Source organism: Advenella alkanexedens, from assembly GCF_019132845.1.
Lineage (GTDB): Bacteria > Pseudomonadota > Gammaproteobacteria > Burkholderiales > Burkholderiaceae_B > Advenella > Advenella alkanexedens.
Genome location: NZ_JAHSPR010000009.1, coordinates 19,141 through 35,068, shown reverse-complemented (window position 1 = coordinate 35,068; position 15,928 = coordinate 19,141). Strand labels below are relative to the sequence as shown.

11 protein-coding genes are annotated in these 15,928 nt (G+C 51.1%); 3 read left to right on the top strand and 8 right to left on the bottom strand.

Annotation, left to right across the window (positions count from 1 at the left end; translation table 11 throughout):
* Position 1 precedes the first annotated feature (1 nt).
* Together KU392_RS11420 and mnmC1 are read right to left on the bottom strand one after the other, a co-directional pair.
* Complete coding sequence (locus tag KU392_RS11420; protein ID WP_217735416.1) at positions 2 to 2,134, bottom strand: glycoside hydrolase family 31 protein; 2,133 nt, start codon at positions 2,132 to 2,134, stop codon at positions 2 to 4.
* 237 nt (positions 2,135 to 2,371) lie between these two features.
* Positions 2,372 to 4,261, bottom strand: a complete 1,890-nt coding sequence (mnmC1, locus tag KU392_RS11415) for an FAD-dependent 5-carboxymethylaminomethyl-2-thiouridine(34) oxidoreductase MnmC1 (RefSeq protein ID WP_217735368.1) — start codon at positions 4,259 to 4,261, stop codon at positions 2,372 to 2,374.
* A gap of 108 nt (positions 4,262 to 4,369) precedes the next feature.
* Here mnmC1 and KU392_RS11410 point away from each other — a divergent pair, with 108 nt between their 5' ends.
* Together KU392_RS11410 and mgtE are read left to right on the top strand one after the other, a co-directional pair.
* On the top strand, positions 4,370 to 5,239 hold the full coding sequence (locus tag KU392_RS11410; RefSeq protein WP_169295355.1) for an inositol monophosphatase family protein: 870 nt from the start codon (positions 4,370 to 4,372) through the stop codon (positions 5,237 to 5,239).
* Positions 5,240 to 5,241: 2 nt separating this feature from the next.
* Entirely contained in the window at positions 5,242 to 6,732 is a 1,491-nt protein-coding gene (mgtE, locus tag KU392_RS11405; protein ID WP_343212451.1) for a magnesium transporter, read from the top strand.
* A 156-nt stretch (positions 6,733 to 6,888) separates the two neighbouring features.
* Here the strand turns inward: mgtE and secA are convergent, their stop codons facing one another.
* Both secA and KU392_RS11395 read right to left on the bottom strand, forming a co-directional pair.
* Positions 6,889 to 9,636, bottom strand: a complete 2,748-nt coding sequence (gene secA, locus KU392_RS11400; RefSeq protein WP_217735367.1) for a preprotein translocase subunit SecA — start codon at positions 9,634 to 9,636, stop codon at positions 6,889 to 6,891.
* A 94-nt stretch (positions 9,637 to 9,730) separates the two neighbouring features.
* Positions 9,731 to 10,738, bottom strand: coding sequence for a M23 family metallopeptidase (locus tag KU392_RS11395; RefSeq protein WP_169295357.1), 1,008 nt, complete (start codon positions 10,736 to 10,738; stop codon positions 9,731 to 9,733).
* Positions 10,739 to 10,843: 105 nt separating this feature from the next.
* Here KU392_RS11395 and KU392_RS11390 point away from each other — a divergent pair, with 105 nt between their 5' ends.
* Positions 10,844 to 11,347 carry a DciA family protein gene (locus tag KU392_RS11390; protein ID WP_217735366.1) on the top strand — a complete coding sequence of 168 codons (504 nt, stop codon included), beginning with the start codon at positions 10,844 to 10,846 and terminating at the stop codon, positions 11,345 to 11,347.
* On the opposite strand, the gene lpxC is transcribed toward KU392_RS11390, so the two are convergent.
* The 4 genes from lpxC to KU392_RS11370 form a co-directional block, all read right to left on the bottom strand.
* Entirely contained in the window at positions 11,344 to 12,267 is a 924-nt protein-coding gene (lpxC, locus tag KU392_RS11385) for a UDP-3-O-acyl-N-acetylglucosamine deacetylase (protein ID WP_169295359.1), read from the bottom strand. The genes KU392_RS11390 and lpxC overlap by 4 nt on opposite strands.
* 213 nt (positions 12,268 to 12,480) lie before the next feature.
* Positions 12,481 to 13,674 carry a cell division protein FtsZ gene (ftsZ, locus tag KU392_RS11380; protein WP_169295360.1) on the bottom strand — a complete coding sequence of 398 codons (1,194 nt, stop codon included), beginning with the start codon at positions 13,672 to 13,674 and terminating at the stop codon, positions 12,481 to 12,483.
* A 204-nt stretch (positions 13,675 to 13,878) separates the two neighbouring features.
* Positions 13,879 to 15,108, bottom strand: coding sequence for a cell division protein FtsA (ftsA, locus tag KU392_RS11375; protein ID WP_169295361.1), 1,230 nt, complete (start codon positions 15,106 to 15,108; stop codon positions 13,879 to 13,881).
* Positions 15,105 to 15,914 carry a cell division protein FtsQ/DivIB gene (locus KU392_RS11370; RefSeq protein ID WP_217735365.1) on the bottom strand — a complete coding sequence of 270 codons (810 nt, stop codon included), beginning with the start codon at positions 15,912 to 15,914 and terminating at the stop codon, positions 15,105 to 15,107. The genes ftsA and KU392_RS11370 overlap by 4 nt, the downstream gene beginning before the upstream one ends.
* Positions 15,915 to 15,928: the final 14 nt, after the last annotated feature.

Sequence of the window (15,928 nt, the reverse complement as noted above, 5' to 3'; positions counted from 1 at the left end):
CTTATCGCTCCCGTGAGATGCGTACCTCGGCACCGCGACGCTTTACTTCCAGTCCCTCGGATTGCAAAATGCGTAAACCTTCAAGACCTTTGATATAACTGGACCCTTGCATTTGCATGACACGTATTTTATTACGCATCACGACCGGATTATGTAATGGCATGCCAAACATCCAGACCTCATCCAGGATTCTGGCCGTATTGAATTCGCCCAAGTGTTTAAGTACGGGCCCCAGGCACAACATATGTCCTTCACGCCCAAAAACAGGTACGGAATCAAGGGGACATTCAAGGCTGATGGATTGACCGCCCTCATAACGCCAGCGGGTATTCAGATCCCACCAGGCTTCGCCTTCAGGCAAATAAACCACCACCTGCCCACCCGGTTCCAGTATGGGCGCCACCAACAAGGCAGGACCAAACATGAACTGGGTATCAAACTCTAGCGCCCTGGCATCATTAGGAAAAGCCAGCGGCATCATGCGCTGAACCGGTAACCCCGTTCTGACCGAGTCTTCTATAATACCCAACACATAAGGAATAAGCCGGTAACGCAATTCAAGCAGGGTTTTGATGTGCGACTGCGTATTTTCATCGAAAGCCGTTGGCAACAGTGCCGGGTTTGCATGCAAGGAGAAACCGGCAGAAAACACCGACAGCCCCAAATAACGCAAGTACCATTCAGGATCAACAGGGCCTGACAAATGATTCGGATTACCAAGATCATGCACCTGCGTCACAATACCGCTGGCCTGAACCGACAGGGCACTGCGTAAAACCTGACTCATGGCATCCCAGTCATTGCCGGGGCATTCCAATTGCTTCCAGGGCGTACGCTGCGAACCCAGGCCAAGACTGTCATTCAACACTACCCCTTCTGCCGGTATCTTGTTACGTGAGACGGCCTCAAACAAGGCTTTTTTCAGTAACAGCGGATAAAGCGTACGCAAAAGCGGGCCCGACTCTCCGTTGCGGGCACTGACCGAATCGGGCAGCTCCACGGGCAGTTTGCACTCAATGGCACTGGCGCCCTCCTCAATGAGCTGCGCGTGTCGCTCTTGCCAGAAAAGGAAAGCGTCTTTATAGGTTAAATCCAGCAGGCCAAACGGCTGCCCGTCTGTGGCCGGGACACCGTCAAAAACCTGCGCCAGCCCTTCTTCGTTGCAAAGCAGCCAGCCACGATCTTCAAGGTCGGCGAACAAAGGCGTATTGGACAATACACCCGGAAAAGTCGTTACACTGGCATACCATTGATCTTCGGCCAGCTGGGCAAAATAACGCCTTGCATCGTCAAGACGTGATACATCCCATTCAAGCGCCTGCTTGTCCTGTTGAAACTGGATCAGGGATGGGTTGCCAAGTCTTAGGACATCCAGCGGCAGACCCTGCTCACGCAGTGCTTTAGCCAGATTACTTATTTCATTGATGTCCTGGCCCTTTTGCTGGGCTAACCAGGCCCCCATGGCCCACAGCGGCGGTTGACCCGCACGACCGGTGAGCGCGGAATATTGATTGAATATCTCAGCGGGCTCACTGGCAAATAAAAACAGGTCAAAAACACCATCTTCCACAAACAGCTGGTAGGTATCCGGCTCATCGGGTGTGCCGGGGGCATGCAAGACACGGCCCAGGGTATTCACATAAAGACCCCAGCCCTGAGGACTCCAGGCCAAGGGCAAGTAGTTGAAGCCGGGTAAATCGGAAACGACTTCCTGGCCACGACGATTGAAATCGCCAGTGGTTTCACCCAGGCCATAAACCGGTGTATTGTCAGGCAGCCCCAACATGAGGCCCCAGCTTTCTGGCTGGTCATTTCGGACTTCAGCCACAAAAGGACTAACGAATTGACTATCGGTACTTAATAACAGCTGCTCATTGCGAAACAGGGCGAGCCGGAATGGCCGGGCATGCATTTGCAGCGTAATGTCACCCTGCACAAAACGCCAACCACTTTCCTGTATGAGAGACTCGGTGCTCATTTCACCAATTGCCTCGGGCCTGGCCAACAATAACTCCTGACGAGCCCTGGCACGCGCATTCAGTTTTTCATCGTCCAGCTTGGAGGCTGGACCACAGCGCAAACGAAATACACCCGGTGCGTGTGCCTCTATGCGAAGAGTCAGGCCCGAATCCATTTCAAAAACGGCATGTGCTGAATGTGCGGATACAAATTCTAGATTATCAAGCTGGATCACGTAAGTTCTTTTTAAGTATTGCGCTTAGTGTGACGCAAAAACGGCCACACTATAAAATGTATTATTTTGACTCATTTATAGCAAAATTAAAATCAAAACACGGATTTAGCAGAAAATTCACCTTATATATCGCCAATTTCACCTTTTAAAGCGGCAAATACAGAAAACATTTCAAAACTAGCGCGGTGAAATCGCTTTCAGCAAATCACGCTCAAGCGGAACCGGTTCGCCCTCCAGCCGTGCACCGATCACATCTCCGGCCAGGCTGGACCACGTCAGACCGTGAGAGGCATAGGCGGCAGCGATGCACACGCCTTCAGCATGATCCAGTTGGCCGATCACCGGCAAACGCCCCTGCAAAACAGCCCGCATGCCCGCCCAGCCACCAATTTCATTGTTCTGGACCGCTTTTGCAAGATCGGCAGAAAGCGCCACCGGCATTTTGGCTAAAATGGCTTGCTGTCCTTGTTGACTTGTGCAAGGTGCATATTGATTATGCCTATACGTACTACCCATGACACAAAGATTGTTGACGGCAGGCAGGAAATACCCCTCGCCACCAATAATGCAACGAGGCCCGCCCTTCACAAGCCCGGCAGGCACATGCATGACCTCTCCCCCCATTGGATGAAGCGTATTCAGCTTGGGCATGGCCGGCACGACCGCTCCCGAGCGGCGGGTTTGCTGCATCAGTCCGCTTTCCTGCATGATGGACAGCGTTTGCAAACCACAGGCAACAATCACCGTATGCCCACAAGCCTGTACAGTACCATCGGCGCCCAGCAACTCCCACTGCCCGGCTTGCTCATTACACAGTAAAAACGCAACCCTGGCGGCCACGCATTCAATCGCCTCACTGTCCAGCAAGATTCGTATAAGGCCTTCCGGATTCACCAGCATTCCGGCGGAAAAATAGGCGCCCGCCCTATCGATGGGCATACCCGCCAACGCCGAGGCCCCGGCACCATCCACACTACGAACCCATTCTTCGGGAAACTGCATGGCTTTGACGGCCTCGATCAGATCCTTGGCATGGCCTTTATTGCGGCTTAACTCAAGCGTGCCACAGCGGGCAGGAATGGCCGATTCCGGAAAATCCCGCCATCGGGCATGCGCCCGTAAAACACCGGCCCGACTTAAACGTGAACGGAAGTTGTCATCAATGGACAGCATGGGTGTCAGGGCAGCGGCAATATGCCCTTGCTGCCCAGCCGACTTGGCATGCGCAAAAGCCGGATCAAAAACCTTGACCTGCCAGCCACGAAGTGCCAAGGCATGCGCCACCCCTGAACCGGCAAGCCCACCCCCGATCACCAATGCCGTTCTGTCCCGATCAGCCCGGTAAACCGGCATTGGCCTGCCTGAACGCGCCAGCAGGGCCAGATACTTTCCCTCGTCACCCATGCGGGTTTCTCCTGCGACCAGACCTTCGATTTTCAGGGCCTGCCTCAAGAGACTTTCATCCTGCACACGACTTATCACACAAACCTGTGGCGAGGCATAACGCAACCAATCCCCATAGCTTTCTTGTGCAAGCACGGCAGGACTACAACTGTCAGCCAGGATATAGGCATCAATGGAGGCATGAATATTTTTCAACATCCGCCGTTTTTCGCCATACGCCAGCGTGATGGTCAGATTGCCCTGCTCAAGATCAATGCGATGCATACCTGGCAACACACAGGGCCATTGACTGGCCAACTCGTTGACCTGTGCCTGAACATGCCCGGGAAAAAGACACGCCCCCATTATCACGAAATCCTCACGGGAAAGCGGCTTCTCTTCAAACACCACCAGATGCAAACGCTGGCAGGGTGATGGACTTTTCTTCCAGTATTGACGCAGCAAGAGCAGATGCATGGCAAAACGCGTACCATTCAGGGCAATGGTATAACGTGCCTTGCCCTGCCATTGCAAACAGGATGACACGAAAGTTGCATACCATGCGTCAAGCTCGGAAAAACTTTCTGCCGTGACCGCAACAGCGTTATCTGTATTGGACAACATGAAGCCATTGGCTTGTGCGACCAAGCTGGCAGGATATAAAACAGGATACGTGAAAGACATGAAAGAAAGCGTTCGGGCAAATCAAAAATTTAAGTATCAGGAGCCAGGGACCCAGGAGTCACTCCTGTGTATAATTCCTGTTTATAAGGACTGAATGGGCGATTTACGATGTTAACAAAGAATTATTTGGATTTTAGCAGAGCATTGGAAGCCGGCATTACCGCAGCACATGCCGCCGCGTCAATTTTACAGGCATATGCCCATAACAGATCTGATCTGGTTATTGATCACAAATCGCGCAACGACCTGGTTTCCCAGGCAGACCGCGAAGCCGAGGCCGCAATTCTGGAGCAACTGACCAAACTAACACCAGAGTTTGGTATTGTGGCTGAAGAGACCGGCGGCAAACCCACCGGCACAGCCACCTGGTATATCGATCCGCTTGATGGCACCACGAATTTCCTGCACGGCATTCCGCATTACGCCGTGTCACTGGGATTAATTGCCCATGCTGGCACCCAACTGCAAGCCGATACCGAGCCCCTGAGCCGTGACACACCGGTTGTCTCGGTGGTGTACGACCCCTGCCGGGAAGAACTGTTCACCGCCATTTATCAGGAAGGCGCCCGACTGAATGGCGAGCGGATTTACTGCTCGACCTCACAATCACTGTCAGACTCCATTCTTGGTACAGGCGTACCGTTCCGGGATTTTTCTTTTGCCGATCAATACATGCCCACCTTTGATGCTGCCCTGCATACGACTCGCGGCATACGCCGCCTGGGCGCAGCAGCTCTTGATCTGGCCTGGGTTGCCTGTGGCCGGTTTGATGCCTACTGGGAAATGGGTCTGGCTCCCTGGGACGTTGCCGCAGGCACCCTTCTCGTGCGCGAAGCGGGCGGGCAGGCCGAAGACATGTACGGCATTGATCCCTGGCCTGTTAAAGGTTATGTTGCCGCCGCCAACAAACAGGTTTTCCCCGAACTCATGGCCATGCTCAAGCCACACCTGACTGCCCCCACCATTAAAAAAGAATAAGCATGAATAATGACGTAAAAGAAGAAAGCAAAGCGCCCGAAGCCGTTGCCATCATGGTACCCAGAAGACTGGATACCGAAGATGCGCAACTGGCACTGGAAAGAATACAGGAATTACTGAAAAAGCATGCCCTGGTAGAAAACCTTGTACGCAGGCAAGAAGAAGGAGACGAACAGGCCGACATTATTGAAGGCTTATTAAGGCGGCAACATGAGGCTGAGCTGGAACACACACTTAACCAGCTGCATCCGGCCGATATTGCCTTTATCCTTGAGTCATTACCCTCAGAGCAGCGCCGCCTGATCTGGAGCCTGGTGAATGCCAAATATGATGGCGATATTCTTCTCGAGGTTGATGACTGGGTTCGTGAAGACCTGATTTCATCCATGAATCGCGAAGATCTTCTGGCCGCCACCGAAGACCTTGACGCTGATGAACTGGCCGATCTGGCGCCCGACCTTCCCGCCGATATTGTTGCCGAAGTCCAAAAAGGCCTTACCAACGAAGAACGGGCACAATTGCTTGAAGCCATGGGCTACCCTGAAGATACCGTGGGTGCCATCATGGACTTCGAGATGGTACGGGTGCGTGAAGATGTCAGCCTTGAGGTCGTCTTGCGTTACCTCAGGCGCCTTGAAGAACTGCCAGACCATACTGACCAGATTTTTGTGGTGGATCGCCAGGATCGCCTTCAGGGCGTATTAAGCATTTCCCAACTACTGGTCAATGACCCGGACACTAACGTGAAAGATGTCATGAAAACTGACTATCTTTCCCTCAAACCCAGTGATGACGATACCGATGCCGCGTCGGCTTTCGAGCGTTATGACCTGGTTTCCGCACCGGTTGTCAACCGGCAAAACCGCCTGATTGGCCGGGTAACCATTGCTGATATGGTGGATGTGATTCGTGAAGATTCACAAGAACAGGATTTATCCCGTGCCGGCCTTCATGAAGAAGATATTTTTGCGCCGGTCGTCAAAGCCATCAAAAACCGTTCCCCCTGGCTGTTGATCAATTTATGTACAGCCTCCACCGCCGCGGTCATTGCCTCACAATTTGAAGGCACGGTCAGCCATATCGTTATTTTGGCTTTCCTGATGTCTATTGTGGCAGGTATTGGTGGCAACTCGGGTAACCAGACAATGACCATGGTCATCCGGGCCCTGGCGGTTGGACGCATTACCTCAAAGAACTTTACTTCCCTGCTGAAACGGGAATTTATTGTGACTATTTTAGTCGGTTTCATTGGCACCATCGTAGCTGCTGGTTTTTCCTGGGCTATTTCAGGCTCATTCAAAATTGCCTTGGTCATGGCCACCGCCATGCTGTGCAATATGCTGATTGGTGCCATGCTGGGTGTCCTGATCCCAATTTTCCGCGACAAGTTTGGCAAAGATCCCGCCATTGGTTCTTCGGTATTGCTCACTTTTGTCACCGACTCTCTGGGTTTTTTCATCTTCCTGGGGCTGGCCAGTATCTTTCTGCTTTAACAGTCTCGCAGGCAAAAGTGGTGCCCACACCAACTGCCCAGCCCTGAAGACCACAAAAAAATGACTGGATACCGTTGAATTCAGTATTCAGTCATTTTCATAACACAAAGAACATCAAAGCCTGACGGATATCCGTTTCAGGCTTTTACCTGGCCTTTATTTCAATTGACCATGGCAATGTTTGTATTTCTTGCCGCTACCGCATGGACACGGATCATTGCGTCCTACATTGGCCATCATGTTTTTAACAACAATGCCACCCGCAGAGACATCACCATTTTCATTGACTTCAGCACCCAAAGCTTCGTCAAAGTCAGAATGATGAAGCGTTACGTTCCGCACATGCGGCTTGGCGGCCTCTTCACCCGCCTGCTGGACCTGCTCGGGAGAGCGGATCTGAACAGTCATTAGCACTTTGATCGTATCATTGCGGATACGCTCAAGCATACCGGCAAACAACTGGAAGGCCTCTTTCTTGTATTCCTGTTTAGGATCTTTTTGTGCATATCCGCGCAAATGGATGCCCTGACGCAGGTGATCCAGTGATGCCAGATGCTCACGCCAGTGTGCATCAATGGTTTGCAACAGGATGGAACGCTCAAACGAAGACCACTGTTCCTGCCCAACCAGTGCAACCTTGGCCTCATAGGCATTCTTGGCTGCCTCCTGGATGGCCGCCAGGATTTCTTCCTCACCAACACTGTCATCCGCCTGAATCATGGCCGTCAAAGGCACCTCTATTTGCAGCTCGGCGGCAAGCGCGGTTTCCAGCGCAGGAATATCCCATTGCTCTTCCATGGAGTCTTCGGGCACATACGTGCGCACCAGATCATTCACTGCAGCACTGCGCAATTCGGCAACCATATCCGAAATGGAGGCCTCCTCAAGCACCTCGTTACGCTGGCCATACAAGACCTTGCGCTGATCGTTGGAAACGTCATCGTACTGAAGCAGTTGCTTGCGAATATCGAAGTTGCGGCTTTCCACCTTGCGCTGTGCCGACTCGATAGAGCGGGAAACCATTTTGGCCTCGATAGGCTCACCGTCGGTACCCAGGCGCTCCATGATGGCACGCACCCGCTCACCGGCGAAAATACGCATGAGCGAATCATCAAGGGAAAGATAAAAACGGGAAGAACCGGGATCGCCCTGACGACCGGCACGACCACGCAGCTGGTTGTCGATCCGGCGTGACTCATGGCGTTCGGTACCGATAATACGCAATCCGCCCGCAGCCTTGACCTGCTCATTAAGCGGTTTCCAGGCTTCGCGGATGCTGGCGATTTTTTCTTCTTTCTGGGCGGCCGTGAGAGAATCATCGGCACGAACCTGATTGATGGCTTTTTCTATGCTGCCGCCCAATACGATGTCGGTACCACGACCGGCCATATTGGTGGCGATCGTAATGCGCCCGGGTTTTCCCGCCTCGGCCACGATTTCCGCCTCACGGGCATGCTGTTTGGCATTAAGCACTTCATGAGGCAGTTTTTCTTTTTTCAGCAGCTCAGACAAAAGCTCCGAGTTTTCGATACTGGTGGTACCCACCAGAACAGGCTGGCCACGCTCATGACAATCACGGATATCTTTAATGATCGCGGCGAATTTTTCCTGGTCATTTTTGAAGATCTGGTCGTTCTGGTCGATCCGGATCATGGGCAGGTTGGTAGGAATAATAACGGTTTCAAGACCGTAAATTTCCTGGAACTCATAGGCTTCGGTATCGGCCGTGCCGGTCATGCCCGCCAGTTTTTCATACATGCGGAAATAATTCTGGAAGGTAATGGAAGCCAGTGTCTGATTCTCATTCTGGATTTGTACACCTTCCTTGGCCTCAACTGCCTGGTGCAAACCATCGGACCAGCGACGGCCCGCCATGAATCGTCCGGTGAATTCATCGACAATAATCACTTCGTTGTTTTGCACCACATAATGCTGGTCTTTGAAGAACAGATTATGGGCCCGCAAAGCCACCATCAAATGATGCATTAAAGTGATGTTGCGTGGATCATACAAAGACTCGCCTTCGGGCAAAATGCCGGCCTGACGCAAAAGCTGCTCGGCTTTTTCATGACCGGCTTCAGACAGGTAAATTTGCTGGGATTTTTCATCTACCCAGAAATCGCCTTCGGGCTCGGGTTCCTGCGGCTTGGGCTCTTCGTTCATGCGCGTAAGCAAGGCAGGAATACCATTCATGCGAACATACAATTCGGTATTGTCTTCAGCCTGACCCGAAATAATCAATGGGGTACGGGCCTCATCAATCAGGATCGAGTCGACCTCATCGACGATCGCATAATTAAGGCCACGCTGACGACGGTCCTCGACACGGTATTCCATGTTGTCACGCAGGTAATCGAAGCCAAATTCATTATTGGTGCCATAAGTGATATCAGCACGGTAAGCGGCAATTTTTTCCTGGTTGTCCTGCTGGGGAACCACCACCCCTACACTCATGCCCAGGAAGTTGTACAGGCGACCGTTCAACTGCGCGTCACGACGGGCCAGGTAATCATTAACCGTTACCACATGCACACCTTTGCCACTTAAGGCATTCAGGTAAACGGGCAAAGTACTCATGAGGGTTTTACCCTCACCGGTACGCATTTCCGCGATTTTACCGTTATGCAGGGCAATACCCCCCAACAGCTGCACATCAAAGTGACGCATGCCCAAAATCCGGCGAGATGCCTCGCGGGTAACGGCAAAGGCCTCGGGAAGCAAGTCATTCAGACTTTCTCCCTTTTCGAGACGGGCACGAAATTCAGGTGTTTTGGCTGAAAGTTCTTCATCGGAAAGCGCCGAGACTGTTTTTTCCAGCGCATTGATTTTTGCCACTATTTTGCGATACTGTTTGAGTATGCGGTCGTTACGGCTGCCAACTAGTTTTTTAAGTATAGAAATCATTCTTATTTTGCAATATAAGCTTGGATTTTCGCAGGCGCTGCCCGCCAAACCGGTCCAATGTGGTTAGTCAAAATTTTTACTCTAAGCCAGTAGTTTAACGCATACCGGTTCCGCTTGTAACGCCAGAACGCAAACTGCCTCCAGCTTTTCCGCCAGAACCCAGTTGCGCCCCAATAACAGCCGCACTTGCCTTGCTGACCGTGTCAAGCAATGAATTCTCGGCAACCGCCGTTGCCGGAGCCGTTGAGGTTTGCTTCAGGAACATAAGCGGATCAACCGGATTGTCGTTGACACGGACCTCGAAATGCAAATGCGACCCCGTTGAGCGCCCTGTGGAACCTACCCGGCCAATAATTTGTTTTTTGGAAACCAGGTCACCTTTTTTCACCAACAGCTTGGACGCATGGGCATATCGGGTTACCACGCCATTGCCATGATCAATATCTATGGAGTTTCCATAAGCGCCGTTATAACCTGCTTCCACAACAAGGCCGGCCGAGGAGGCATAAATCGGGGTACCGGTGGGTGCCGCAAAGTCGGTGCCTGAATGTAAATGATATTTTTTTCTGATAGGATGGTGACGCCAGCCATAGGCGGATGAGATACGGGCTGCCGTCATGGAAACCGGTAAAGCGGAAGGAATACGACTACGATCGGCATTACGCGTATTAAGCAGCAGCTCCATGGTTCTGAAACCATCATTTTGCATTGAAATCTGTTGTTTGAGCATATCCAGCTCACGACCGATTTCCTCGGCTGACATGATCGTGTCATTGGTAATCAGATCATCTTCAAAAGAAAATGACTCATCCGACTCTTTTGCCGCGGGCAAAATGGCTGCCGCCTCGGGGGATTTGAGCAGACCTGCCGTACCGGCCACCCGGGTACCCAGTTTTTCCAGGCTTTCGACCCGGGCACGCAACTCACCCACCTGGGTGGCCATGAAGTTGACGCTATTACGGATAAGCGCCTCATCGCGGGCGGAAGGTTGCGTATTGGTGACCAAATGGCTATTATTTTCCTGGTTAAGAGATTGAGCGCCCCAATATCGCTCTAGCATTGCACCACTGGCTACTGCAACACCCAAAACCAGGACTGACATGCTGAATGTCCAGATTTTCCTGCTGGACTGCCTGTATCTATATGAACTTTCTGATAAAAAAAGATCTTTTCTACGCTTTCTAAACATTTTACCTATCTACTGTCTATGTCCCTGTTTCGTAAATATTATAAAAACAAAAACCATGCCACCCATCGCCAACAAAGCAATGGGGAAAAGACTGCCCTGGGCTGGCTTAAGGATGATGAGCAAAAGGCGAACATCCTTAAAACAGCCAGTTATTACCTGGACATACAAAATACAATCCTGGCCAGTTTACATGATCCGGTTACCCAGGCATGTAAAATCCTGAAGTTCGATAACGGAACCCTGGTCATTGCGGTACCCAGTGCCGCCTACGCGGCAAAGATACGCCAACTTACACCAAGAATCAGCCAGCTCCTGATGAATCAGGGCTTGAACGTCAATGAGGTTCGCATCAGAATACAGGCCAACCTGTACCAACCCGAACCGCAGGCCCGGGCTCATACTGAAAACAGGACTATTTTAAACCAATCTGCACTGGATGCCTTTGATAAATTGCATAAAACCCTGCCGGAAGGCGAATTTTCTGATACCATTGCCCGAATTTTAAAGCGAAGAAAAACCTAAGCCAGACGCCAGTCACGGCTAACAGCATCGGCTGCGGCCGCCTGTGAGTCATAAGTGACGATTTCCCAGGCATCTTCCTGGGCCAACAAAGCACGGCACAGCTTGTTATTCAGGCCATGACCCGATTTACAGGCCACATAACGGGCCAGCAAAGGTTTACCAATCAGATAAAGATCACCGATGGCATCAAGGATTTTATGCTTGACGAACTCATCATCATAACGCAGACCATCGCTGTTAAGAATTCGATAATCATCCATGACAATGGCGTTATCAAGACTGCCGCCACGGGCCAGACCCATAGAGCGCATGGCCTCGACATCGCTGGCAAAACCAAAGGTACGGGCGCGGGCGATTTCCTTCGTGTAAGAATCACGGGCGAAGTCCACTTCGGCAAAACTGGCCGTTGAATCAATGGCCGGATGTTGGAAATTGATTGAAAACGCCAGCGCAAAACCTTCATAAGGCTCAAGGCGGGCCCATTTGGCATTCTCACCCTCGCCTTCACTCACCTCTACCGTTTTCAATACTTTAAGAAAACGTTTGGGTGCATTTTGTTCAACAATACCGGCAGAGCGCAACAAATAAACAAAAGTCCCGGCGCTGCCATCCATGATAGGCACTTCTTCGGCATTCAGGTCTATATGGATATTATCTATTCCCAAGCCGGCCAGGGCTGACATTAAATGCTCTACGGTAGAGATACGGACGTTGCCATTTTGCAGAACTGAAGCCATACGGGTATCGCCCACCTTGTCTGCCAGGGCGGGAAAATCAATAACCTCAGGGGTATCAATACGATGAAAAACAATACCGGTGTTTGCCTCGGCAGGACGCAGGACGATTTCCACGCGTTCTCCGGAGTGGACACCGACACCCGTTGTTTTAACTAGATTCTGAATTGTTCTTTGTCTGAGCATAAGTGTAATATCGCAACAAGGCCAAAATTTACCTTTTATAAAAGGCCATTTTACCTTGAAATGACATGCCAAGTTATTGATTTGACAAAAAGGTGTTTCAATCGAAAACAAAAAAGAAACGGCTTGGGGAAACCGTTTCTTTTAATGGATGGAAACCACTAAGCTGATTTCCATCCGGAGTTGGTACTGCCTTTTTGTTGGTTCTGCTTTTTATTAATCGGCCTGTTTGCGTAAAAAGGCAGGAATATCGTAGCGTTCCATACCTGATGTTTCAAGCGCCCTTACCTGATCGGAGGCCGCCTGGCTGCGAGCACGAGGATTACGGAATACCGGTGGGGTATCCAGATTGAACGCTTCAGTCTGGTTCTCAACCGCATTCAAATTCAATACCAGATCATCGGTACCTGTACGCACATTCTGGTTTACATTATGCACCAATTCAGGCTGTTTGCGTCCGAGACCCGTGGCAACCACGGTAACACGCAGGCTGTCACCCATGGATTCATCAAAGGCACTACCAAAAATGAAGTGAGCATCTTTGGATGCATAGCTGCTAATGATTTCATTGATCAGCTTGGTTTCCGTCATTTTCAGGGAACGGCTGGCGGTTACATTAACCAGGATACCGCGCGCGCCATTCAGGTCAACACCTTCGAGCAGCGGGCAGGCAATGGCCTGCTCGGCAGCTACCCGGGCGCGATCCTGGCCGCTGGCGACTGCCGTACCCATCATGGCCTGGCCGTATTCGCCCATCACCGTCTTGACGTCTTCGAAGTCGACGTTGATATCGCCCTGGACATTAATGATTTCTGCAATACCTGCGCAGGCATTGTACAGAACATTGTCGGCCTCCTTGAAGCACTCATCCTGGGTCGCGTCTTCGCCCATCAACTCATACAATTTTTCGTTCAGGACCACAATCAGGGAATGTACATGCTTGGCCAGCTCGGCAATACCTTCTTCCGCCGACTTCATGCGACGGGTTCCTTCAAACGAAAACGGCTTGGTCACCACACCAACCGTCAAAATACCCAGCTCCTTGGCCACTTCCGCTACCACAGGACCAGCACCGGTTCCGGTACCACCACCCATGCCGGCAGTAATGAAAACCATATTTGCGCCATTCAGGGCGGCCCTGATTTCTTCACGCGCAAGCTCTGCAGCAGCACGACCCTGCTCTGGCTTGGCACCGGCACCCAGACCTGAATTACCCAAACGAATTTGCACGGGTGCCTCTGTAGCAGTGAGCGCCTGGATATCGGTGTTAGCGCAGATGAAATCCACACCCTTAATACCTGAACGCATCATATGCCGCACCGCGTTGCCACCTGCTCCACCTACACCAATCACCTTGATAACAGTACCGCTGCTATTGCTGTCATCTAATATTTGAAAACCCAAATCCATGTTAACCAACTCCTATAATCCAGATAAATATCGAAAATTCCCCAATTTTCGGAAATCATTTAAAAAACAAGGCCAAAGCAATTCCCGCATTTGTCTTTTAAATAACCCCTGGATGATGTTCATCACCCTTTTGCAGGGTTAACCCCTGCAAAAATACGTTTTAAGCATAAAAAAATCACGTAATCCTTTAATTATGCTTATATTTTAATTCATAAACCACTCTTTCATGCGTAAAAAGATCGATTTAAATCCTCCTTTTTGTTGCATGGTCTTGCTACCTCTGAGGCGTTGCACACGCGCTTCGGTCAACAAACCCATCACGGTTGAAAACCGTGGATTGCGAACCACATCGGCAAGGCTTCCCCGATACTCGGGAACCGCCACCCGAACCGGCTTGAGAAACACATCCTCGGCCAATTCAACAATTCCCGGCATCAGCGATGTTCCACCAGTCAGTACAATCCCTGACGCCACCAGATCCTCATAGCCGGAATCCCTGACCACCTGCTGCACCATCATGAACAGTTCCTCGATACGAGGTTCGATAACCGCCCCCAGCGTTTGCCGCTTGACCTTGCGTACATCGCGGTCACCCAGGCCTGGCACTTCGATCAATTCCTCAGGATTGGCAAGGGATTGTTTGGCAATGCCAAAACGCAACTTGATGTCTTCAGCATCGGGCGTGGGTGTCCTGAGCATGGCCGCGATATCACTGGTTACCTGGTCTCCGGCAACAGGCAAAACGGTGGTATGACGAATGGCGCCACCAGTAAAAATAGCCACATCGGTTGTACCACCGCCAATATCCACCATGACCACGCCCAACTCTTTTTCATCATTGGTCAGGGTAACCATGCTGGATGCCAGCGGTTGTAAAATGAGGTCCTGCACTTCCAGTCCGCAGCGTCGGACGCACTTGACAATATTCTGGGCGGCACTGACCGCACCTGTCACAATATGCACACGCACTTCCAGCCGTATACCGCTCATGCCAACCGGCTGCCTGATATCTTCCTGGTTATCAACAATGAATTGCTGGGTCAGGACATGCAGTACCTGATGATCAGTTGGAATATTAACCGCCTTTGCGGTTTCAATAACCCGTGCCACATCGGCCTCGGACACTTCCTTGTCTTTGATGGCCACCATGCCACTGGAGTTGAAACTGGTAATGTGATTGCCGGCAATGCCCGTATAAACTTCCCTGATTTTGCAATCAGCCATCAACTCGGCCTCTTCCAGAGCACGCTGGATGGAGTTCACGGTTGAATCAATACTGACAACAACCCCTTTACGCATTCCCTTGGACTCATGCTGCCCAAGCCCAATTACTTCAAATCGCCCGTCTTCAGGCAACGCTTCGGCAACTACCGCAACAACTTTGCTAGTACCGATATCCAACGCAACAATTAGGTCCTTAAGGTCACGACTCATTTTTTCTCTTTACTATCAACTGGTAGCGTATTATCCACTGGAGCATACGTTAAGGCAAAGCCCTTGGTATAACGAAGATCCACCTTGTTTATTTTCCTGCCTTCGATACGGTTTTGTAATACCGGCCATGCACGCACAAAACGTTCGATGGTCGATGCGAAAGAGACGGCCCCCTGCCCCCCGTGCGGATTGACGGCATCAGCACCCGGGTCCCTTCCCATTACCAATTCCATATCATTACTCAATTCTACACGCCATGCATAGCGATCGCTAAGCGTTATTTCATTAACACCCAATTTTAATGGCGCCAGCCAGCGAACCAGCTCGGCATACCGTTGCACCACCAGTCGCTCAGAACCATCTGGCCCATTGAATTGCGGCAACTCCGATTCGGAATTCAATTCAGCCTGGTTTGCTGAAAACAGCTCACCCCATGTATTGATCATCTGGTTTTCATTCCAGAAAGCAAAGGGCTCATGCTCTTCTATTTTAAGCGATAAGCCATCCGGCCAGACACGTCGCAGATGCGCCTGCCTGACCCAGGGAGAGGTCTCAAAAATCTTCTTGGTCTCACCAAGGTCAATCGTAATAAAATTGCCCTTGAGTTTGCCCGCAATGGTTGCCTGAATGCTGGCAGGCGACACGTAATTGAGCACCCTTCCGTTCACCGGCTCGATGGTGATGCGGGACAGATTGAACATGGGGCGATGCGCAAGCCAATAGATACCCCCCGCAATAAAAATGATAACGGCCATGACTGCAATAACGTTTGCAATGAGGTTGGTTGCACGGGCATTATTCAGCACTGTTTACATCCCTG